The 18,132-nt window shown below is 66.5% G+C and carries 16 protein-coding genes, 1 pseudogene and 1 riboswitch; of the genes and pseudogenes, 5 read left to right on the forward strand and 12 right to left on the reverse strand.

All coding sequences use genetic code 11. The annotated features are described in order from the left end of the window. Positions 1–7 precede the first annotated feature (7 nt). The gene (locus tag ACD578_RS05035; RefSeq protein WP_404291417.1) at positions 8–1,111 is read left to right on the forward strand and encodes a cobalt-precorrin-5B (C(1))-methyltransferase; all 1,104 of its coding nucleotides are present in this window, start codon (positions 8–10) and stop codon (positions 1,109–1,111) included. 11 nt (positions 1,112–1,122) lie between these two features. Here the strand turns inward: ACD578_RS05035 and cobM are convergent, their stop codons facing one another. Genes cobM through cbiE form a run of 3 tightly spaced genes read right to left on the reverse strand, consistent with a single transcriptional unit; the run spans position 1,123 to position 3,490 of the window. Beyond that, positions 1,123–1,896, reverse strand: a complete 774-nt coding sequence (gene cobM / locus ACD578_RS05040) for a precorrin-4 C(11)-methyltransferase (RefSeq protein WP_404291419.1) — start codon at positions 1,894–1,896, stop codon at positions 1,123–1,125. Beyond that, positions 1,893–2,279 carry a cobalamin biosynthesis protein gene (locus ACD578_RS05045; protein WP_404291421.1) on the reverse strand — a complete coding sequence of 129 codons (387 nt, stop codon included), beginning with the start codon at positions 2,277–2,279 and terminating at the stop codon, positions 1,893–1,895. Before ACD578_RS05045 ends, cobM begins: the two co-directional genes overlap by 4 nt. Further along, positions 2,276–3,490 (reverse strand): precorrin-6y C5,15-methyltransferase (decarboxylating) subunit CbiE, encoded by a 1,215-nt coding sequence (cbiE, locus tag ACD578_RS05050; protein ID WP_404291423.1) that lies wholly within the window; start codon positions 3,488–3,490, stop codon positions 2,276–2,278. The genes ACD578_RS05045 and cbiE overlap by 4 nt, the downstream gene beginning before the upstream one ends. 37 nt (positions 3,491–3,527) lie before the next feature. Between cbiE and ACD578_RS05055 the strand changes: the two genes are divergently transcribed. After that, positions 3,528–4,280, forward strand: coding sequence for a cobalt-precorrin-6A reductase (locus ACD578_RS05055; protein ID WP_404291425.1), 753 nt, complete (start codon positions 3,528–3,530; stop codon positions 4,278–4,280). On the opposite strand, the gene cobJ is transcribed toward ACD578_RS05055, so the two are convergent. Genes cobJ through ACD578_RS05095 form a run of 8 tightly spaced genes read right to left on the reverse strand, consistent with a single transcriptional unit; the run spans position 4,262 to position 13,354 of the window. After that, positions 4,262–5,026, reverse strand: a complete 765-nt coding sequence (gene cobJ / locus ACD578_RS05060; RefSeq protein WP_404291427.1) for a precorrin-3B C(17)-methyltransferase — start codon at positions 5,024–5,026, stop codon at positions 4,262–4,264. The two genes, ACD578_RS05055 and cobJ, sit on opposite strands and share 19 nt — an antisense overlap. Then, a complete protein-coding gene (locus tag ACD578_RS05065; RefSeq protein ID WP_404291429.1) occupies positions 5,023–5,766 on the reverse strand; it encodes a precorrin-2 C(20)-methyltransferase in 744 nt (247 codons plus the stop codon). Before ACD578_RS05065 ends, cobJ begins: the two co-directional genes overlap by 4 nt. Before the next feature lie 4 nt (positions 5,767–5,770). Continuing rightward, positions 5,771–6,403, reverse strand: coding sequence for a precorrin-8X methylmutase (locus tag ACD578_RS05070; RefSeq protein ID WP_404291431.1), 633 nt, complete (start codon positions 6,401–6,403; stop codon positions 5,771–5,773). Next, positions 6,400–7,698, reverse strand: a complete 1,299-nt coding sequence (gene cobG / locus ACD578_RS05075; protein WP_404291433.1) for a precorrin-3B synthase — start codon at positions 7,696–7,698, stop codon at positions 6,400–6,402. The genes ACD578_RS05070 and cobG overlap by 4 nt, the downstream gene beginning before the upstream one ends. After that, entirely contained in the window at positions 7,695–11,234 is a 3,540-nt protein-coding gene (gene cobN, locus ACD578_RS05080) for a cobaltochelatase subunit CobN (protein WP_404291435.1), read from the reverse strand. The genes cobG and cobN overlap by 4 nt, the downstream gene beginning before the upstream one ends. A gap of 1 nt (position 11,235) precedes the next feature. Further along, positions 11,236–12,273 carry a cobalamin biosynthesis protein CobW gene (cobW, locus tag ACD578_RS05085; RefSeq protein ID WP_404291437.1) on the reverse strand — a complete coding sequence of 346 codons (1,038 nt, stop codon included), beginning with the start codon at positions 12,271–12,273 and terminating at the stop codon, positions 11,236–11,238. A 25-nt stretch (positions 12,274–12,298) separates the two neighbouring features. After that, on the reverse strand, positions 12,299–12,694 hold the full coding sequence (locus ACD578_RS05090) for a DUF1636 family protein (RefSeq protein WP_404291439.1): 396 nt from the start codon (positions 12,692–12,694) through the stop codon (positions 12,299–12,301). An 18-nt stretch (positions 12,695–12,712) separates the two neighbouring features. Next, on the reverse strand, positions 12,713–13,354 hold the full coding sequence (locus tag ACD578_RS05095) for a HupE/UreJ family protein (RefSeq protein WP_404291441.1): 642 nt from the start codon (positions 13,352–13,354) through the stop codon (positions 12,713–12,715). A gap of 117 nt (positions 13,355–13,471) precedes the next feature. Further along, a riboswitch (cobalamin riboswitch) is annotated at positions 13,472–13,662 on the reverse strand. Between the two features lie 106 nt (positions 13,663–13,768). Between ACD578_RS05095 and cobO the strand changes: the two genes are divergently transcribed. Together cobO and ACD578_RS05105 are read left to right on the forward strand one after the other, a co-directional pair. After that, on the forward strand, positions 13,769–14,374 hold the full coding sequence (gene cobO / locus ACD578_RS05100; protein WP_404291443.1) for a cob(I)yrinic acid a,c-diamide adenosyltransferase: 606 nt from the start codon (positions 13,769–13,771) through the stop codon (positions 14,372–14,374). Between the two features lie 11 nt (positions 14,375–14,385). Next, positions 14,386–15,831 (forward strand): cobyric acid synthase, encoded by a 1,446-nt coding sequence (locus ACD578_RS05105; RefSeq protein WP_404293704.1) that lies wholly within the window; start codon positions 14,386–14,388, stop codon positions 15,829–15,831. On the opposite strand, the pseudogene cbiB reads toward ACD578_RS05105, so the two are convergent. Then, positions 15,818–16,803: pseudogene (cbiB, locus tag ACD578_RS05110) on the reverse strand (adenosylcobinamide-phosphate synthase CbiB). The gene ACD578_RS05105 and the pseudogene cbiB overlap by 14 nt on opposite strands. An 11-nt stretch (positions 16,804–16,814) precedes the next feature. Between cbiB and cobD the strand changes: the two are divergent. Beyond that, the gene (gene cobD / locus ACD578_RS05115; RefSeq protein WP_404291445.1) at positions 16,815–17,813 is read left to right on the forward strand and encodes a threonine-phosphate decarboxylase CobD; all 999 of its coding nucleotides are present in this window, start codon (positions 16,815–16,817) and stop codon (positions 17,811–17,813) included. Positions 17,814–18,132 lie beyond the last annotated feature (319 nt).

The following is an 18,132-nucleotide window of genomic DNA, read 5'->3' on the forward strand; positions in this document are numbered from 1 at the left end:
AGGGCGTATGGACGAGAGTAAACCCGCCGGATCGTTGCGCCGGGGCTGGACCACGGGCGCCTGCGCCACGGCGGCGGCCAAGGCGGCATATCTTGGTTGGCAGACAGGCGATTTTCCCGATCCGGTCGAGATCGCGCTTCCGGGCGGAGCGCGGCCCGCTTTCTCCCTTGCCATGAGTGAGCCTTGCGATGGTGGCGCCCGGGTGGGGGTGGTCAAGGACGCGGGCGATGATCCGGACGTGACTCATGGCGCCCTGGTGGTTGCGACCGTCCGTGCCGGTGCTCCGGGCTCGGGCATCACGTTCCATGCAGGCGAGGGCGTCGGCACGGTTACCCGCGCCGGACTGCCCCTGCCGCCGGGCGAGCCTGCCATCAATCCGGTGCCGCGCCAGATGATCCGCGACAACCTGGAAGAGGCGGCGCGCAGCGTCCGCGGGCGCTTGGATATCGAGGTTCAGGTCTCCATTCCGGGTGGCGAGGCGATTGCGCAGAAGACCCTCAATCCGCGTCTCGGCATCATGGGCGGACTGTCGATCCTCGGCACGACGGGGGTGGTGGTACCCTATTCCTGCTCGGCCTGGATCCACAGCATCTACCGGGGCATCGACGTGGCCCGCGCCGGCGGCCTCGACCATGTGGCGGGAGCGACGGGTTCCACCTCCGAGAAGGCCGTGCAGATCCTGCACGACCTCCCGGACCATGCCCTCATTGACATGGGCGATTTCGCCGGCGGCATGCTGAAATACCTGCGCCGCAACCCGGTCCCGAGGGTCACCATCGCGGGCGGCATCGCCAAGATGACGAAGCTCGGTCAAGGGCTGCTCGACCTGCATTCGCGCTCCGGCGCAGTCGATCTCGCTTGGCTGGCCGAGCGCCTTGCCGAGGCTGGTGCGGAGCCACGCATTGTGGAGCAGGCGCGCGGCGCAAACACGGCGCTCGAAGTGCTGGAGACCGCGAAAAACCTCGGCCTTCCGCTCGGCGACATGGTGGCGCAGCATGCCTGGCGCACGGCCGCCAAGGCCTTGCGCGGTACCGAGATCGCTCTCGAGATCGCGGTGTTCGACCGCGACGGACAACTCGTCGGCCGCATGCCGTTCCATCCGGTTGCCTGACGCCGCGTAATTCATCGGTTGTCCTCGCGGATGCCGGGACGGAAGCGGCGGTCGTAATCGGTCGAGTAGAGTGCGCTGTCGCGGAAGTCCTTGGCTGCCAGCGTCCGTCCGATCAGGATCAACGCGGTGCGTTCCAGCTTATCGGCTCGAACCATGGCGGCAATCGTGGAGAGCGTGCCTTCGATCACCCGCTCGTCCGGCCAGGACGCGCGCCAGACCACCGCTGCGGGACAATCGGCGCCGTAGAACGGCAGCAAGTCCTCGACCACCTGCTCGATCACATGGATCGAGAGATGGATAGCGAGCGTAGACCCGGTCTGAGCGAAGGTGGCAAGCCGCTCTGTTTCCGGCATGGCCGACGCCCGCCCCGAGGTGCGGGTGAGCACTACAGATTGGCCGACCTCCGGCACGGTGAGCTCACGCCCCAATGCCGCCGCGGCCGCCGCGAAGGCAGGGACACCGGGCGTGATCGTGTAGGGGATGCCGAGCGCATTGAGCCGCCGCAACTGCTCGCCCATGGCGCTCCAGATCGAAAGATCGCCGGAATGGAGCCGCGCCACGTTCTCGGCATTCTCATGCGCCCGCACGTATTCGGCCGTGATGGCATCGAGATCGAGCGGCGCCGTGTCGACAAGACGCGCACCGGGCGGGCACCATGACAGGATCTCCGGCGACACGATGGAGCCGGCATAGAGGCAGACGGGACAATGCTCGATGAGGGTGCGCCCGCGCACGGTGATGAGATCGGCGGCGCCGGGGCCGGCTCCGATGAAGTGAACTGTCATGGCGCGGTCTCCGGACGGGCGAGGGCGCAGGTGACGGAGGTTGACGCGATACGCTCGAGAACGAGCGTAGCTCCGGGGCCTGCTGCGGCGAGGGCGGCCGCTTCCGCCACCGATCCGACGCCGTGAGCGGCGAGGGAGCGCGCCGATTGCATGCGCACGCGCGGCGCGGCGGCAGACAGGTCCCGCTCCCCAACCGCGATCGCAGCAACCGCAAGTCGGTGGGCGGCCTCAGTGAATGCAGGCAGGTCGGCAAGGGCCTCGATGGTACCGAGTTTTGCCAATGCACCGTGCGTCAACGCAGCGCGCTTCAGCGCCAGCTCCACGAGCATCACGATCTCATCGGCGGCGACGCTGCGCCTGAATCCTACCCCTGCCACGATCATGGCTTCGTCACCACCCATTGCGTGACGGGCATCGCCGCCCGCCAGCCGTGCATGCCGCCGACGGGCTCCAAGCGCGAGACCGCAAAGCGCCGCATCGTGCCGCCATGCTGCTCGTAAAGTGCGCCGAGCAGCATCTCGGTTTCCAGCGTGACGCCATTGATGACGAGACGCCCGCCGGATTTCAGCGCGGCCCAGGCGGCGTCGAACACGCCGGCTTCCGATGCGCCGCCGCCGATGAAGATGGCATCCGGCGCCGAAAGATCGTCCAATGCTTCCGGTGCACGTCCGATGCGAATATCGAGCGACGTCGCGCCGAATTCGAGCGCATTGCGGCGCGCCCGCTCGGCCCGCTCACAACGTTCCTCGATCCCGATGCAGCGGTTGCGTGGATGGCGCAGGCACCATTCGATGCCGATGGAGCCTGCACCCGCGCCGATGTCCCATAGCAACTCACCGGCCTTGGGTGCGAGCGCGGCAAGGGTGAGCGCACGGATCTCCGCCTTCGTGAGCTGACCGTCGTTCTCGAAAAAAGCATTGGGCAGACCCGGTGCAAGAGTGACGACTCTGGCATCGCTCGCAGCCACGACCTCGATAGCGACCGTGTTGAGCGGATCGAGCTCGGCGATGGCGAAGTCGGCCGCAACCGCGTGGCGGATGCGCTCGCGCGGGCCGCCCATGGCTTCGCACACAGTGAGCATCGAGCCTCCGAAGCCCCGTGCCTTCAGGAGGTTGGCGAGTTTGCCCGGCGTCGAACCGTCCCATGACAGAGCAAGGATGCGGGCGCCCGGTTGCAGATGGGGAATGATCCGTTCCAGCGCGCGGCCGTGCAGGCTCACGCAATCGCAATCGGGCAGCGACCAGCCTAGGCGTGCGGCCGCAAGGCTGAAGGCGGATGCTTGCGGAAAGCAGGCGATTTCGTCCGCTGGGACAAGGCGCGCAAGCTCCGCGCCGACGCCGTAATGGAACGGGTCGCCGGTCGCGAGAATGCAGGTCGGCTGGCCGCGGCGGGCGAGGATCAGGGGATAGCCGTCCGCCAAAGGGCTCGGCCAAGTGAGCGTTTCGGCGGAAAGAGGAGCGGCGAGGGCGAGATGGCGCGCTCCGCCGATCACGAATTCAGCCTGATCGAGAGCGGCCAGAGCCGCAGGGGAGAGCCCTGCACGCCCATCCTCACCGATGCCGACGATGGTGAGCCAGGGGCGGTTCTTCGTCATGCTCGACTCCTGCTCAGAATTCAGGGAAAAGGAGCTCATGCGCATCCTCATTCTGGGCGGTACGACCGAGGCCTCCGCACTCGCGGCGCGGCTGGCCAGCAACCCTGATTTTAGTCCGCTCCTGTCCATGGCCGGTCGCACCAGCGAGCCGCGTCCCATGCCGATCCCGACCCGCATCGGCGGCTTCGGCGGCATAGATGGGCTTACTCGCTTTCTTCGCGTCGAGGGGATCGAGGCCGTGATCGACGCGACGCACCCCTTCGCCGCTGTGATGTCCCGCAACGCGGCAGAGGCGTGCGCGCAGGCTGAAGTGCCGCTGCTCGCCCTGCGCCGCCCGGCCTGGATGCCGCAGGAGGGAGATCGCTGGATCGAAGTGGATTCGATGAATGCGGCTGTTCATGCCTTGGGAGATAGCCCCCGCCGCGTGTTCCTCACCGTGGGCCGCCTCGAACTCGCATCCTTCGCGACTGCGCCGCAGCATACATATCTCGTGCGCACCATCGAGCCCATCGGCGATGCGCTGCCGATTCCGAAGGTCATTGCCATTCAGGATCGTGCGCCGTTCGACGAGGCTGCCGAGCGCGCGCTCATGGAGCGCGAGCGCGTCGACGTGGTGGTGACGAAGAATTCCGGCGGTGCTGCAACATATCCGAAGATCGGGGCCGCGCGGGCTCTGGGCCTGCCGGTCATCGTCGTGGCCCGGCCGCAGAAGCCGCTCGGTGTCGAAGAAGTCGCCAGCGCCGAGGCGGCGCTCGTTTGGCTCGAGCGTCTTCATGGGCGCACTCCGTAAAAGCGCGGTGTATAGACGTAAGACTCTTCGCCGTCGGGCCGCTCGATCAGCCGTGTGGTGGTGGCGCCGATGATCACGATTGTCGACATGTCGGCCATGGCGGTTTCCACCTCGGCGAGTGGCAGAATCCTGATCCCCTCGTCGGGCCGTCCCACTGCGCGGGCCAGAATGACGGGCGTGCCGGGACCACGCGTCTCGGCGACGATCTTGAACGCTGCGCCGAGCTGCCAGGGCCGGGCGGAGGAAATCGGATTGTAGAGCGCCACGACGAAATCGGCCGCGACAGCGGCTCTCAGGCGTGCCTCGACAACCTCCCACGGCTTCAGGTTGTCCGACAGCGACATGGCGCAGAAATCGCCGCCGAGCGGTGCGCCGACGCGGGCCGCGGCCGCAAGCATCGCCGTGATGCCGGGCTCGACGCGAATATCGAGGCTGCGCCAGGCCGGATCGCCATTGTCGACGGCCTCGAACACGGCCGCCGCCATGGCAAAGACGCCGGGATCGCCGCCGGAGACGACAGCCACGCGAGCTCCCTTCGCCGCGAGATCGAGCGAAAAGCGTGCGCGGTCGAGCTCGACGCGGTTGTCGGAGGCATGCCGCCGCAGGCCGGGCCTTTCCGGTACCCGGTCCACATAAGGACCGTAGCCGACGATGTCGGTGGCTGAGGCGAGCGCCTCGGATGCGGATGGCGTCAGGAAGCGCGGATTGCCCGGGCCGAGTCCGACGACTGTAAGGAGGCCCGTCATACGCGCCTCCCTTGTCCCGGCACGATGATGAGCGAGAAATACGGTGCGTCGAAATCCTCCGGAAGGTCGGGCAGCGGAACGATCTTCTCCTCCGCCATGGTCGCACGCTCCACATAGATGGCGCGCTCGAAAAGGCCGGTGGACTTTAGCACTGCGCGGACCTTCGGCAGATGGCTTCCGAGCTTCATCACCACGGCGGCATCGGTGCCGGAGAGACGGCGTGTCAGCTCGGCCTCGGGCAGCGTACCGGGCACGACGGTGAGCACGTCGTCGCCCCAGGTGATCGGCGCCCCGGCACGGGTCCAGGCGCCTGACATGGCTGTGACAGCGGGTACCACTTCGATCGGGACGCGGTCCTTCAGGCGCCACCAGAGATGCATGAAGGAGCCGTAGAAGAAGGGATCGCCTTCGCAGAGAACCGCAAGGGTGCGCCCCGTCTCGACCTCGGCGAGAAGCCTCGCGGCCGCCTCCTCATAGAACGGGTTGAGGGCTGCCGCATAATCCGGATGGCCGGCCGGGATCTCGGTCGTCACCGGATAGGCAAGGGCGATCTCCCGCTCCGGGTTCTGGCCGACGATGGCATCCGCGATGGTGCGCGCATTGCCGCGCCGTCCGCGCTTGCAGAAATGGACGAGCCGATCGGCACTCTCCAGCACCTTGCGGGCGCGCACGGTCATGTAATCGGGGTTGCCTGGGCCGAGCCCCAGGCCGAAGAGGCGGATGGGAACTTGCGTGGTCATCGGCTCACTCGACCGGGTTCGCGAGGGCATTGACAGCCGCGGCCGCCATGGCGCTGCCGCCGCGCCTTCCGTGGACGACGAGGTACGGCACGCGTCCGTCCCGTGCCAGCGCCTCCTTGGATTCTGTCGCGCCGATGAAGCCGACCGGAATGCCGATGACGGCGGCAGGCTTGGGCGCCCCGGCATCGAGCATTTCGAGAAGGTGGAACAGAGCCGTGGGTGCATTGCCGAACACCACGAGAGCGCCCTCCAGCCGCTCGCGCCAGAGCTCCATGGCGGCGGCCGAGCGGGTGTTGCCGAGTTCAGCGGCGAGTGCCGGAACGCGTGGGTCGTCGAGGGTGCAGATCACTTCGTTGCCCGTCGGCAGCCGCGCGCGGGTGATGCCGTTCGCCACCATCTTGGCGTCGCACAGGATCGACGCGCCGCGCTTCAAGGCAGCTTCCGCCACATCCGTGAATTCGGGCGAGAGATCGACATCGCGCGGCAGGTCTGTCATGCCGCAGGCATGGATCATGCGCACGACGACGCGTTCCGCCGTGCCGGAAAAGCGCGATAGATCGGCCTCCGCGCGGATGATCGCGAACGAGCGGCGATAGATCTCCGCACCTTCGCGAATGTAATCGCGCGATCCGCTCATCGGGCGCGCTCCGGAAAGGCACGACGCAGGTCGGCAGAAGTCTTTGACAGCAACAAACGGGTCATAATCTCGTCGATGGAAAGGTGAAGAGTGGAAACATCGCGGGTGGAGCCACCGGGAACGACGTCATAGCGGCCATCGGCGCGGCCCACCAGCGTTAGATCGGCCCTGCCTGGATGGGCGCAGCCTTTTGGGCAGCCCGAGACGTGAAGATTGGTGCCCTGGGCGAGAAGATCGCTGCGGGCGCTCGCGAGCCGCAAGGCGTCTGCGGGGGCAGGCGTCAGAGCGTTGGCGCAGTCCGGCTTGCCCGGGCAGGCAAGCAGCGACAGGCGGGGATCGTTCGCGTCGGTGATAAAGCCGGCACCGGAGGCTTCTGCAATGAGCGTTGATACGTGCTCGTCCGCGATGCCCAGCAACAGGATGCCGCGCGTGAAGGACAGGCGGATCTCGGCCGCGCCGAAGCGCTCGCACCACTGAGCCACCTGCAACAATTGCTCTGTCCCACAGCGGCCGAAAGGCAGCGCGAGAAGAACGGCATGCCCGCCTTCGATCGGGATGACTCCCACGCGTGGGGACACTGGGCGCTGCAGCATGGCGACTGCCGGTTCGAGAGCCGCCGATGCGATCAATTCCTGAACGAGGTGAGGCTGAAGATCACGAAGACGCCGCGCCTCCGTTCGTCGCGTGCGCCGCATGTCCGAGAAGCCCGAGAGGACAATGCAGGCCGCATCTGGCGCGCCCGGATGGGGTGCCGCACCGATCCCATGCAGGTTCCCGGATGAGGAGATGCTGAAAGCAACGGTGCCGTCCTCGCCCGCCGTCAGATGAAGATCGGCCCCGATGGCATCGAGCGGCAGGGACCCACCGCCATCGACAGCGATGAAGAATTTTGCAGGTAATCCTTCCTGTACAGCCGCCGTGCTCTCGATCGCCTGCGCCATGGCGAAGGCGTCGAAGCGGTCGTGCGGGTCGAGACCGGCCAGCGGCGAGAGAACCGTGAGCCGGTTCGGGCCGTCGCCAGCGGGCTCGGCCAAGCCTTGACGGTCGAGGAGGGCGAGCAGTTCGGGATAGGTCCCGTCGCTGACGCCGCGGATCTGCAGGTTGCCGCGGGCGGTGATGTCGAGATGGCCGTTGCCGTGTTCGCGTGCAGCCTCGGCGATGAGGCGCGCCTGGTCAGCGGTGAGTCTGCCGCCGAACGGACTCAGGCGCACGAGCAGGCCGTCGCCGGTTGCCATAGGGCGGCGCACGCCCGGGCACCATCCGCGACGCCTTTCGCTGACAGGCTGCGCGCTCATTCGGCCGCTTCCTTTCGCTCATCGTCGAAGAAGGCTGCAACGGAATTGAGGCGGCTCTCCCATAGACCGCGTTGGCGCGCATCGGACAGGCGGGCGCGGATCGCTTGCGCGGCGGCCGGATTAGCTTTCTCAAGACGGTGCCAGATCTGCTCGTCGGTGATCAAGGCCGTGAAGACGAGATCGAGGGTTGCTGACGAAACCGAATCCGTGGTTGCCGCAAAAGCGAAGAGCGCATCGACTCCTTGCGCGATCTCGGCCGCGCCGCGCCAGCCGTGGCGCAACTGGCCTGCAATCCAGCGCGGGTTCGTCAGGCGGCCGCGGACGAGGCGACCTACGTCCTCCGTCAACGTGCGGGCTTTCGGCTGCTGCGGACGGCTCGTGTCGAGGCTGTAGAAGGCCGGGGAGGTGCCGAGTGATTGGGCGGCAGCCGCGAAGCCTCCTACGGCATCGGCGGCGGCGTCGCCGTCGAGAATATCGCGCTCGGCCACGTCGCTCACATGCACGAAGGCCTCCGCCTGCTCGACACGCTGCGCGAAACTTTGGTCGGGCTGTGCTTGGCCACTGACACTGAGGGCATGGGAGGTGCCTTCGAGATAGGTGCGGCCGAGATCACTTCTCGTCGTCCATTCGCCGTCAAGCGCCTGAGCCGACACGCCCGCACCATAGGTGCCCGGCGCGGAGCCGAAGACGCGCGACAACGCTTCGCCGCGCCGGCGCGCAGCGGCCAGCTCGTTCCACTCACCGTCCTCGTTGAGCGCGGCGACCGCGCGGGCAGCCTGGTCGAGGAGCGCGATCTGATCCGGAAACGTGTCGCGGAACGCGCCGGAGACGCGCAGGGTCACATCGGCGCGCGGGCGGTCGAGGAGTGGTTGTGGCACGATCTCGAAGCCGGTCACGCGGGTGGAGGCATGGTCCCAGGTCGGGCGCACGCCCATGAGAGCCAGCGCATGGGCGATATCCTCGCCGCCGGAACGGAGCGTGGGGGAGGCCCACAGGTCCATCACGATCCGGCGCGGCCAGTCGCCTTCTTCCTGCAGGTGACGACGCACCACCTCGGCTGCTGCGCGCCAGCCGAGTTCGGTCGCTGCGCGGGTCGGGATCGCGCGCGGATCAAGGGTCGCGAGATTGCGTCCCGTGGGCAGCACGTTGGTCTGACCGCGCGACGGCGAGCCGGAAGGGCCAGGCACCACGAAGCAGCCATCGAGCGCCTTCAGCAATCCCTCGCGCTCGCCGGTGGCGCAGGCCTCAAGCCCGGCAGGAGCGCTGCCGAAGACATGCAGCCCATCGCGGATCGTCACCTCGCCGAGATCGCAGAGATGGGCGTCGAGGCGCGTCAACGCCTCATCCATAGGCATGCGGCCATCGACGCCGCAGGCCGATGCGAGCCCGCTGGCCCTGGCGCGCTCCAGGATCTCGTTCGCAACAAGTTCGGCCCGGCCGGGATGGAGCACCTGAGCGGACGAGAATTCCTCGACCAGGTCGCGCAACGCCGCAGCCTCGCCGTGCAGGCCTGCTTCGCCCGTCTGCGGCGTGAGATGGCCGATGGTCACCGCGCCGATGCGGCGCTTGGCGGGAGCGGCCTCGCCCGGATCGTCGACGATGAATGGATAGATCACCGGCACGGCACCGATGACGAGGCGCGGCCAGCAGGTGGAGGACAATGCCACCGCCTTGCCGGGCAGCCATTCGGTGGTGCCGTGTGTGCCGAGATGCACGAGCGCGTGGATGTTCTCCAAAGCACGCAGGCCGAGGTAGAACGCGAGATAGCCGTGGCTCGGCGGGCATTCGGGATCGTGGTAGAAGCCCTTGCGGTCGAGCCCGCGCGCTCGGTCGGGCTGAAGCGCAACGAGGACGTTTCCGGCACGGATCGCACGAAAGCGGAAGGCTCCCGCGTCGAACGTCGGATCGTTTTCGGGATGTCCCCAGCGCCCGTCGATGACAACGCGCTGTTCTGCCGGCAGCGTGTCGAGCCACGCGCGATAGCTGGATAGCGGGACCTCGAACGACGTCTGGCCGTCAGTCAGACGCGGCATCAGTTCGGCGGACGTAAAATCCCGTTCGGCCGCATAGCCGGCTTCCTTGAGAACGTCGATGATCTCGCAGGCGCTGGCCGGAGTGTCGAGGCCAACCGCGAAACCGGCACGTCCGCCCCGGGCCGGGTAATCGGAGAGAACCAGCGCGAGCCGCCGCTCGTGATGTGGGGTACGAGCCAGACGCACCCATGCGGCGGCCGTGTCTGCAACGGCATCGATGCCAGCTTCGTCCGGCGCCTGCACCCGGCGCGAGAAGGCGAGCGCCGGATCGGCAGTCTCTTCGGCCTTGAACGAGACAGGACCAGCGGCGATGCGGCCGTCGAACTCGGGCAGGGCGATCTGCATGGCGAGATCGGCGGCGGATAGCCCGCGCGGAGAGGTCTCCCAGGCTTGCCTGGCACTGCCGACGGGAATCGCTTGCAGGATCGGGCAATCGGCTTCGTCGAGCACGAAGCTTCCGTCGTCGCGCGATGAGAAGGCCGTGGTCGTGACGAAGATGTCGGGGCGGCGCGCCCGGATCGCGCGCCGAACGACAGCGACGGCTTCCGGGTCTTTCAGGCTCGACACCGCGAGCACGAGCGAGTCGATGCTTCGCTCTGCGAGAGCCCCCGCCAAGTCTTCGACGGCCCGCGTGTCGCCTGAGAGAGCGGCAGAGCGATAGACGAGGAGGTAGGCAAGGGGGCGTTCGATGGAAAGGTTGGTGAGAGCAACCTCTGGTTCGGCGATAATTTCAACTTCGACCCTGGAGCCTTCATTCTCGGAGGATGACGCGCCATGCGCTTTCCTCGCCGTCATGGCCGGGCCCGTCCCGGCCATCCCGATGCTGCGGGACGCAGCGCTTGTCCGATCGGGATCACCGGGACAAGCCCGGTGATGACTGGAGGAGCGTGCTGGCTCATCTAGGGCCATCAGCCCAGGATCAGGGGCGTGGCTCGAATATCGGCCCATGAGCGGTCTTGCAGGCACCCACGCGAAAGCGCGGGGAACTGCGCGCGGCGGAGAGACGGCCGTATCGGACACACCAATCTCAACGCCGATGCGCACGAGAAGGCGGCTCATATTGTCGATGCCGCCAGCCTGGAAATAGGCTTCCAGTTCGTCGCAGAGCGTCTGCGGTACGGTGGCATAGGCCGACAAGCGTGGATCGGGCCGGTCGTCGCCCGGCAGCACCGCCAGCTTCACCCCATGGGAGCGGCAAGCCCGGGCGAGGTGCTCGATGCCATAGCGCCAGTAATCCAGACCGCCGAGGCAGCGCAGGAGGACGAAGCGCGCCTTTACGGCGGTCTTGTCGATATAGAGATCGACGGAGAGAGGATGGCGCAGGCGACGAAGCGAAGCGAGGCGGAGGGAAGGTCCGCCTGCCGCAAGCCGATGGGCGGCCGCCAGCGCTCCGAGGTCACTGTCCGCGAAGGAGAGGACGACGATATCCCCCGGCGGTTGCTGGAGGTCTGTGGCCTCCCCGCCCTCGTCGAGGGAAATTGCTGTGACCGGAAGGAGGTGCATGTCATTCGTTGCTCAAAGCGGCCTCGACGGCTTTCACGTCGAACCCTTTCAGACCGATCACGACCATGCGGCCGTCGCGGGCTTCGCCGGCCTTCCACGGCCGGTCGAAGTGGTGCCCGACGCGCTGGCCGACGCCCTGGACCACGAGGCGCATGGGCTTGCCATCGACGGGCGCGAAGCCCTTGATCCGCAGCACGCCGGCCGCTTCCGCCGCGCGCTCGACACGGGCGACGAGCACCTCCGGCGTGGCGACAGGCGCAACCGGAAACGCGATGCTGTCGAAATCGTCGTGGTCGTGATCCTCGGCGGTCTCATGGTGCGAAGGACGGGATTCGAGGTCGGCTTCCGCTGCAGCGCCGAGGCCGAGCAGAACGGTCGGGTCCACCTTGCCGTGAGTAGTCTCAATGACCTTCACGGCGCGGGGGAGATGTTCGTTGATCGCGGCGAGGACTTTTCCCCTGTCGCCGGCCGCCATCTGGTCGGTCTTGTTGAGGATGATGAGGTCGGCGCAGAGAAGCTGGTCCTCGAACACTTCCTCCAGCGGATTCTCGTGATCGACGGAGGCATCGGTTGCGCGCTGGGCTTCGAGCGCATCCGGGTCCTCTGCGAAGGCGCCGGACGCGACGGCAGGTCCGTCGACGACGGCGATCACGCCGTCCACCGTCACGCGGGAGCGAATGTCGGGCCAGTTGAAGGCGCGCACCAGTGGCTTGGGCAGAGCAAGACCCGAGGTTTCGATCAGGATGTGCTCGGGCGGGTTCGGCCGGTTGAGCAGCGTGTTCAGGGCCGGCACGAAATCGTCGGCCACCGTGCAGCACAGGCAGCCGTTGGAAAGTTCGACGATGTCCTCCTGCGTGCAGCCTTCGATGCCGCAGCCTTCGATGAAGGAGCCGTCGAAGCCGAGATCGCCGAATTCGTTGACGAGAACGGCGAGGCGCCGTCCGCCCGCATTTTCGAGCAGGTGGCGCACCAGGGTGGTTTTGCCGGCACCCAGGAATCCGGTGACGATGGTGCAGGGGATCTTTTTGAGATCGCTCATCGGTTGAGCCTTTCGGCGGCTTCGTTCAGGCCGCGTCGTGTGTCTTGATAGGGGGAATGCGGGCGACAACGCCCTTGCGGAACTCCTCGGGCCGCTCGCGCCAGGGCACGAGCCCGTCGGCGGTCGACGCATAGCGGCGCAATCCGTCGAGGATCGTCTCGACTGAGGTCTCTGCGTTCAGGTCGCCATAGATGTAGGTCCAGCGTCCGGGGCCGGAGACCGCAATCGTACAGGGGCGCTTGCAGACGGAAAGGCACTCGACCGCCTCCACGCGCACCTTTGGCGCGTCAGGGTGTTCAAGTGCCTCCGTGAGAGCCCGGTGAAGGATTGCGCCTGGCCGGAGCGCCTTGTCGTCCGGGCCACCCGCCTGACGGCAGGTGACGCAGACGTGCAGGCAGATCTCCTCATGGGATGAGGTCATGGCTTCTGGCCGATGCGATCAGGCGGATGCCGAATAGGCCAGGGCCAGGGTTGCCGCGCCCATCACCGTGACGGCGAGACCGGCAAGGCGCAGCTGCAGCGAAGGCGCCTGGAGCGAAGCGTTCGCAAAGCGGCGAGCCGCGAAGGCGATGCCGATCGTGAGCGCGGTCTGAATCACGACGAGGCCGACGAGATAGGCCACGAGCGGGGTGGATTCTGCGCCGACGATGGATTCACCCAGGGCATAGCCGTGCACCGCTCCGCCGATGGCGAAGAGAGCGGCGATCGCCGCATAGGGAAGGGTGGTGCGCACGGTAGCTGCGATGCCGATGATGACGACGCTCAGCGCTACGAGCAGTTCCGCATGGGGCAGGTCGGCGCTCGCCAGGTGCAGGCCGACGCCGGCCGCCATGGCCACGACCCAGAAGGCCGGCAGGGCGAAGCCGCGTGCGAAGCGGGAGGCGACGAGGCCGACGCCGATGAGCGCGGCGAGGTGATCGAGGCCGATGACCGGGTGGCCGAGGCCCGAAAGCAGGCCCTGAACGAAGGTGGAAGGCGTCTGGCCGTCCATGGCATGGTGCGCCAGGGCGGGGGTCGCGGCGACGAGGCCGGCGAGCGTCAGGGCAAGGAGGCGGGTCTTGGGCAGGATCGGTGCGGTCATCGTTCTCTCCGTCGGGAGACTCTGGTTCTGAGTCTGTTGCGCTTCCACGGACGGAACCGAACGACGAAACGTCATTCGACTACGGTCACCGTCGGCACACCCCGTCCGACAGACCCGATAGAAGCAAAGGCTGACGGCAGGTCTCCTGGCTCGCGGGTCGATGCTTTTCGCCGCCGCCTTCCCGGGCGTCATGACCCAGTGGCATTTGGAGCGAAGGCTCGCCGCTTACAGTTGCGGGGGCAGCCGCGGTGTCTCACCGCATTCCCTTTTCACCCCGTTTCCGGGGCACCGTCCGTTACATGCTTACCGGGGCGAGGGGCATCTTTCAAGCCTGAGTATTGAGAACGGCCCGGCCTTGAAATCGGGCCCAAGCCTGTTCATGGTGCGGCCCTCTCATGCTGAAAGCAGGTTGGGATGACCCAGGACGAAGGGGCGCGCCATCGCGCCAAGATGATCAAGCGCAAGGAAGTCCAGGACCGGGAGGTCGCTTCGAAGACGGTCGAGAAGGGGCTCCTCATCGTCCATACGGGGTCTGGCAAGGGCAAATCGACCGCCGCTTTCGGACTCATGCTGCGGGCGCTCGGGCGCGGCTTTCATGTGGGCGTGGTGCAGTTCATCAAGGGCGCCTGGGAAACCGGCGAGCGCCTGGCCCTCGACCGGTTCTCCGATCAGGTCGAGTGGCACACCATGGGCGAGGGCTTCACCTGGGAGACGCAGGATCGCTCCCGCGACGTGGCGGCGGCGGAACGCGCGTGGGACAAGGCGAAGGACTTGATGGCTCGCGAGGATATCCGCCTGCTGGTGCTCGACGAGCTCAACATCGCCCTTCGCTACGATTACCTTGACTTGGCGCAGGTTGTCGAAACACTGCGGCAGCGCAGGCCCGATCTCCACGTGGTCGTCACCGGCCGCAACGCCAAGCCGGAACTCATCGAGGCGGCCGATCTCGTCACTGAGATGAATCTGGTGAAGCATCATTTCGCGGCGGGCGTGAGGGCGCAGGAAGGCGTCGAGTTCTGATGCGCGCACTCATGGTGCAGGGCACCGGCTCCAATGTGGGCAAGTCGCTCCTGGTGGCTGGCCTGTGCCGGGTCTTCGCGCGAAAAGGAATGAGGGTTCGGCCCTTTAAGCCGCAGAACATGTCGAACAACGCCGCCGTCACCGCCGACGGCGGCGAGATCGGCCGCGCCCAGGCGCTGCAGGCGCGGGCGGCCGGTGTCGCGCCCAGCGTCCACATGAACCCCGTGTTGCTCAAACCGCAGAGTGAGATCGGCTCTCAGGTGGTGGTGCAGGGCCGCGTGGTCGGCACCGCCAAGGCGCGGGAGTACCAATCCTGGAAGCCGCGCCTCATGGAGGCGGTGCTCGACAGCTTCGGCCGGCTCTCGGAAGAGGCCGATCTCGTCCTCGTCGAAGGCGCGGGCTCGGCATCCGAGGTCAACCTCCGCGCCGGCGACATTGCCAATATGGGCTTTGCCCGCGCAGCCGATGTGCCCGTGGTGCTCGTGGGCGATATCGACCGAGGCGGCGTGATCGCGAGCCTCGTCGGCACGAAAGCGGTGCTCGACGCGGCGGACGCCGCGATGATCCGCGGCTTCATCGTCAACCGCTTCCGGGGTGATCCCGCCCTGTTCGACAGCGGCATGCGCTTTGTGGCCGAGCGCACCGGCTGGCTGGCTCTCGGCCTCGTGCCGCATTTCGCCGATGCCGCGCGCCTTCCGGCCGAGGACGGTCTCGGGCTGCGGCGCGAGGGGCGCAAGGGCTCGGTTGTCATTGCCGTCCCGGTGACGCCCTGGATCTCCAACTTCGACGACCTCGATCCTTTGCGCGAGGAACCGGGTGTCGAGGTGGTGCTGGTCGAGCCTAGTCGACCGCTCCCTGCTGCGGCTGCCCTCGTCCTGCTGCCGGGTTCCAAGACCACCATCGACGATCTCACGTTCATCCGGGCACAGGGCTGGGACATCGATCTCAAAGCCCATGTGCGCCGGGGAGGGCGGGTCCTCGGTCTCTGCGGTGGCTACCAGATGCTCGGGCAGCGCATCGACGATCCCTTCGGGATCGAAGGCGAGGCGGGCCGCTCCATCGAGGGCTTGGGTCTGCTCGATGTCGCGACGACGCTCACCGCGAAGAAGCGGCTTGAGGCCGTGACCGGGACCACGCTCACAGATGGCGCGCCGCTCTCCGGATACGTGATGCATATCGGCGAGACGTCAGGGCCGGATGCTTCTTCGCGCGCTTTCTCGCGATTGGCGAACGGGCAACGCGACGGCGCCATTTCAGCGGACGGGCGCGTCGTCGGCACCTATGTCCACGGTCTCTTCGCGGATGACCACCAACGGGCGCGGTGGCTCAAGCTGCTTGGAGCCGAAACGAGCGATCTCGCCTATGAAGCCCTCGTCGACGATATCCTCGACCGCTTTGCCGATCACCTGGAAATGCATCTCGACTGCGAGCAGCTCCTCGCCATCAGCGCGCGATAATCCAGGTCAACAGCGTCAATCCCGCCGCGAGTGCAAAAAGCAGTGCGCAGGCCGTGCGGTAGAGGGCGAGGGCGCGCTGGATGTCATCCGCCGTCGCCTCGGCACGCCCGTTGCCCATCCAGCGATCCTCGACGCGCACATCGCCATAGACACGCGGTCCGGCCAATCGCAGCCCCAGCGCTCCGGCCATTGCGGCTTCCGGCCAGCCGGCATTGGGCGAGCGGTGATACGAGGCGTCGCGCCGGACGGCTTGCCAGGCACCGCGAGGCGAGGCTCCCCGGTTCAGGGCGGCGGCTGCAACAATGAGAAGGGTCGACAGGCGCGAGGCGGGCAGGTTCACGAGGTCGTCGAACCGTGCGGCAGCCCAGCCGAAGGCCTCGTGCCGGGGGTGCGATGGCCGATCATGCTGTCGGCGGTGTTCGTGGCCTTGTAAAGAGCCGCTCCGGCGAGGCCGCCGAGCCCGAGCCAGAAGGCGGGCGCCACGATCCCGTCGGAGAAGTTCTCGGCCAGACTTTCAATGGCGGCGCGGGAGACGCCGGCCTCGTCCAGGCTTTGTGGGTTGCGCCCGACGATCATCGAGACGGCCGAACGCCCACCGCCGAGTCCACCCTCGCGCAACCCTTTCGACACGGCTGCGACATGCTCATGCAGGCTGCGCTGGGCAATGAGAGTGCTGGAGAGAAGGGCGAGCAGTCCCACACCGACGATGCCGAGCGGCAAAAGCGATCGTTCCAGCATCCACGCCGCCAGGCCCGTGACGGTCACGAGGATCAGCAGAGCCAGAATGCCGGCAGCGCGCCGCCGGCTGAAGGACCAGTTCTCACGGTTCGAGACTCGGTCGAGACCTTTGATCAGCCGTCCGATCCAGGTGACGGGATGCCCGATCCACGTGTAAAGGCGGTGGGGATAGCCGAATGCCGCCTCGGCCGCGAGGGCGAGGCTCAGTATCAGCAGGCTATCGGAGAGGGGCATGGGTGAATCGGATGAGTGAGGCGCGGATCTGGCATGGGGGCGATCTGGACGAAGCCCGGCGGCTCTTTCCGGAAGCACCCGAGCCGTGGATCGACCTGTCGACGGGGATCAACCCCATACCCTATCCCATGCCCTCCTTGCCAGCCTCCCTGTTCGAGCGACTGCCGTCGCCCGCCGGTCATAAGGATCTGGAAGCGGCTGCCGCCGAAGCCTATGGGGCATCGGATGCCACAACGGTGGTGGCCGCGCCGGGAACCCAGGTTCTCATCAGCTTGCTGCCGGCCCTGTGGACCCGGTCGCGCGTCGCAATCCTCGGGCCCACCTATGCGGAACATGCGCACGCCTGGCATGGGGCAGGGCACGAGGTTGCGGAGATCGGCTCGACCGACGGGGTAGGCAATGCGGATATCGTCGTTGTGGTGAACCCCAACAATCCCGATGGCCGCATGCTCCGACGGGGGGCGTTGCTCGATATAGCGAGTCACCTGCGGCAGCGCAGGGGCTGGCTCGTGGTCGATGAAGCCTTCGCCGACTTCGCTGAGTGCGAGACGCTTGCTCCCGTTCTGCCGGAGAACGTCATCGTTCTGCGTTCCTTCGGCAAGACATACGGACTTGCGGGTGTGCGGCTCGGATTTGCGATCGCAGCCGACGGCTTTGCCGAGAAACTAAAAAAAGCGCTCGGCCCGTGGTCTGTATCAGGCCCCGCCATGGAGGTCGGACGCCGGGCGCTACGTGATCGCTCATGGAGACAGACTGCGCAGCGCGCGCGAACCGACGATGCCAGCCGCTTGGATGCGCTGCTTGCGCCTCATTCGGATCGGCCGCCGAGAGGTACGATCCTCTACCGTCTCATGGACAGTAGCCGCGCGCCGGAGTTGTTCTCTCATCTGGGGCGTCTTGGCATCTGGGTCCGCCGCTTCCAATACGATCCGCGTCTCCTGCGGTTCGGGCTGCCGGGTTCGGAGGAGAATTGGCGACGTCTTGAGCGCGCTTTTGCCAATTTTTCCTGATGAGCTCAGTTGAATTCGAGAAAAAAGAAAAAGCCGCGTCTGATCTTTCAACCAGAACCGCGGCTTGTATCCGTGCGAAGCCCCCAAGCACGGTAGTTTTTGAATATATATTTGGTGACTGTTGTTTTGAATTGCCCCGCATCAATGGGTTCAGTCTATAACCCAGTGCACTCGGAAAAAGAAATAGTGGAAAATACGTACCGCGAATGGTCAAGCTTGACGGTAAGCTGCGTATTGCCAAGTTCATGGATGTTTATCCTGTCCTGCGTTAAGATTTTTGAAGAATATTGATTTCACTTTAAAGCTCGGCTTTAGGGAT

The sequence above is a fragment of the Microvirga sp. RSM25 genome (genome assembly GCF_044784385.1).
GTDB lineage: Bacteria > Pseudomonadota > Alphaproteobacteria > Rhizobiales > Beijerinckiaceae > Microvirga > Microvirga tunisiensis.

Excerpts from the sequence above, each read along its gene's own strand:
- ACD578_RS05105 (WP_404293704.1), top strand. The coding sequence starts at position 14,386 with ATGGTGCAGGGCACCGGCTCCAATGTGGGCAAGTCGCTCCTGGTGGCT.
- cobM (WP_404291419.1), bottom strand. The coding sequence starts at position 1,896 with ATGACAGTTCACTTCATCGGAGCCGGCCCCGGCGCCGCCGATCTCATC.
- cobW (WP_404291437.1), bottom strand. The coding sequence starts at position 12,273 with ATGAGCGATCTCAAAAAGATCCCCTGCACCATCGTCACCGGATTCCTG.
- cobN (WP_404291435.1), bottom strand. The coding sequence starts at position 11,234 with ATGCACCTCCTTCCGGTCACAGCAATTTCCCTCGACGAGGGCGGGGAG.
- ACD578_RS05095 (WP_404291441.1), bottom strand. The coding sequence starts at position 13,354 with ATGACCGCACCGATCCTGCCCAAGACCCGCCTCCTTGCCCTGACGCTC.
- cobJ (WP_404291427.1), bottom strand. The coding sequence starts at position 5,026 with ATGACGGGCCTCCTTACAGTCGTCGGACTCGGCCCGGGCAATCCGCGC.
- ACD578_RS05065 (WP_404291429.1), bottom strand. The coding sequence starts at position 5,766 with ATGACCACGCAAGTTCCCATCCGCCTCTTCGGCCTGGGGCTCGGCCCA.
- ACD578_RS05035 (WP_404291417.1), top strand. The coding sequence starts at position 8 with ATGGACGAGAGTAAACCCGCCGGATCGTTGCGCCGGGGCTGGACCACG.
- cobO (WP_404291443.1), top strand. The coding sequence starts at position 13,769 with ATGACCCAGGACGAAGGGGCGCGCCATCGCGCCAAGATGATCAAGCGC.
- cobD (WP_404291445.1), top strand. The coding sequence starts at position 16,815 with ATGAGTGAGGCGCGGATCTGGCATGGGGGCGATCTGGACGAAGCCCGG.
- ACD578_RS05055 (WP_404291425.1), top strand. The coding sequence starts at position 3,528 with ATGCGCATCCTCATTCTGGGCGGTACGACCGAGGCCTCCGCACTCGCG.
- ACD578_RS05045 (WP_404291421.1), bottom strand. The coding sequence starts at position 2,279 with ATGATCGTGGCAGGGGTAGGATTCAGGCGCAGCGTCGCCGCCGATGAG.
- cobG (WP_404291433.1), bottom strand. The coding sequence starts at position 7,698 with ATGAGCGCGCAGCCTGTCAGCGAAAGGCGTCGCGGATGGTGCCCGGGC.
- cbiE (WP_404291423.1), bottom strand. The coding sequence starts at position 3,490 with ATGACGAAGAACCGCCCCTGGCTCACCATCGTCGGCATCGGTGAGGAT.
- ACD578_RS05070 (WP_404291431.1), bottom strand. The coding sequence starts at position 6,403 with ATGAGCGGATCGCGCGATTACATTCGCGAAGGTGCGGAGATCTATCGC.
- ACD578_RS05090 (WP_404291439.1), bottom strand. The coding sequence starts at position 12,694 with ATGACCTCATCCCATGAGGAGATCTGCCTGCACGTCTGCGTCACCTGC.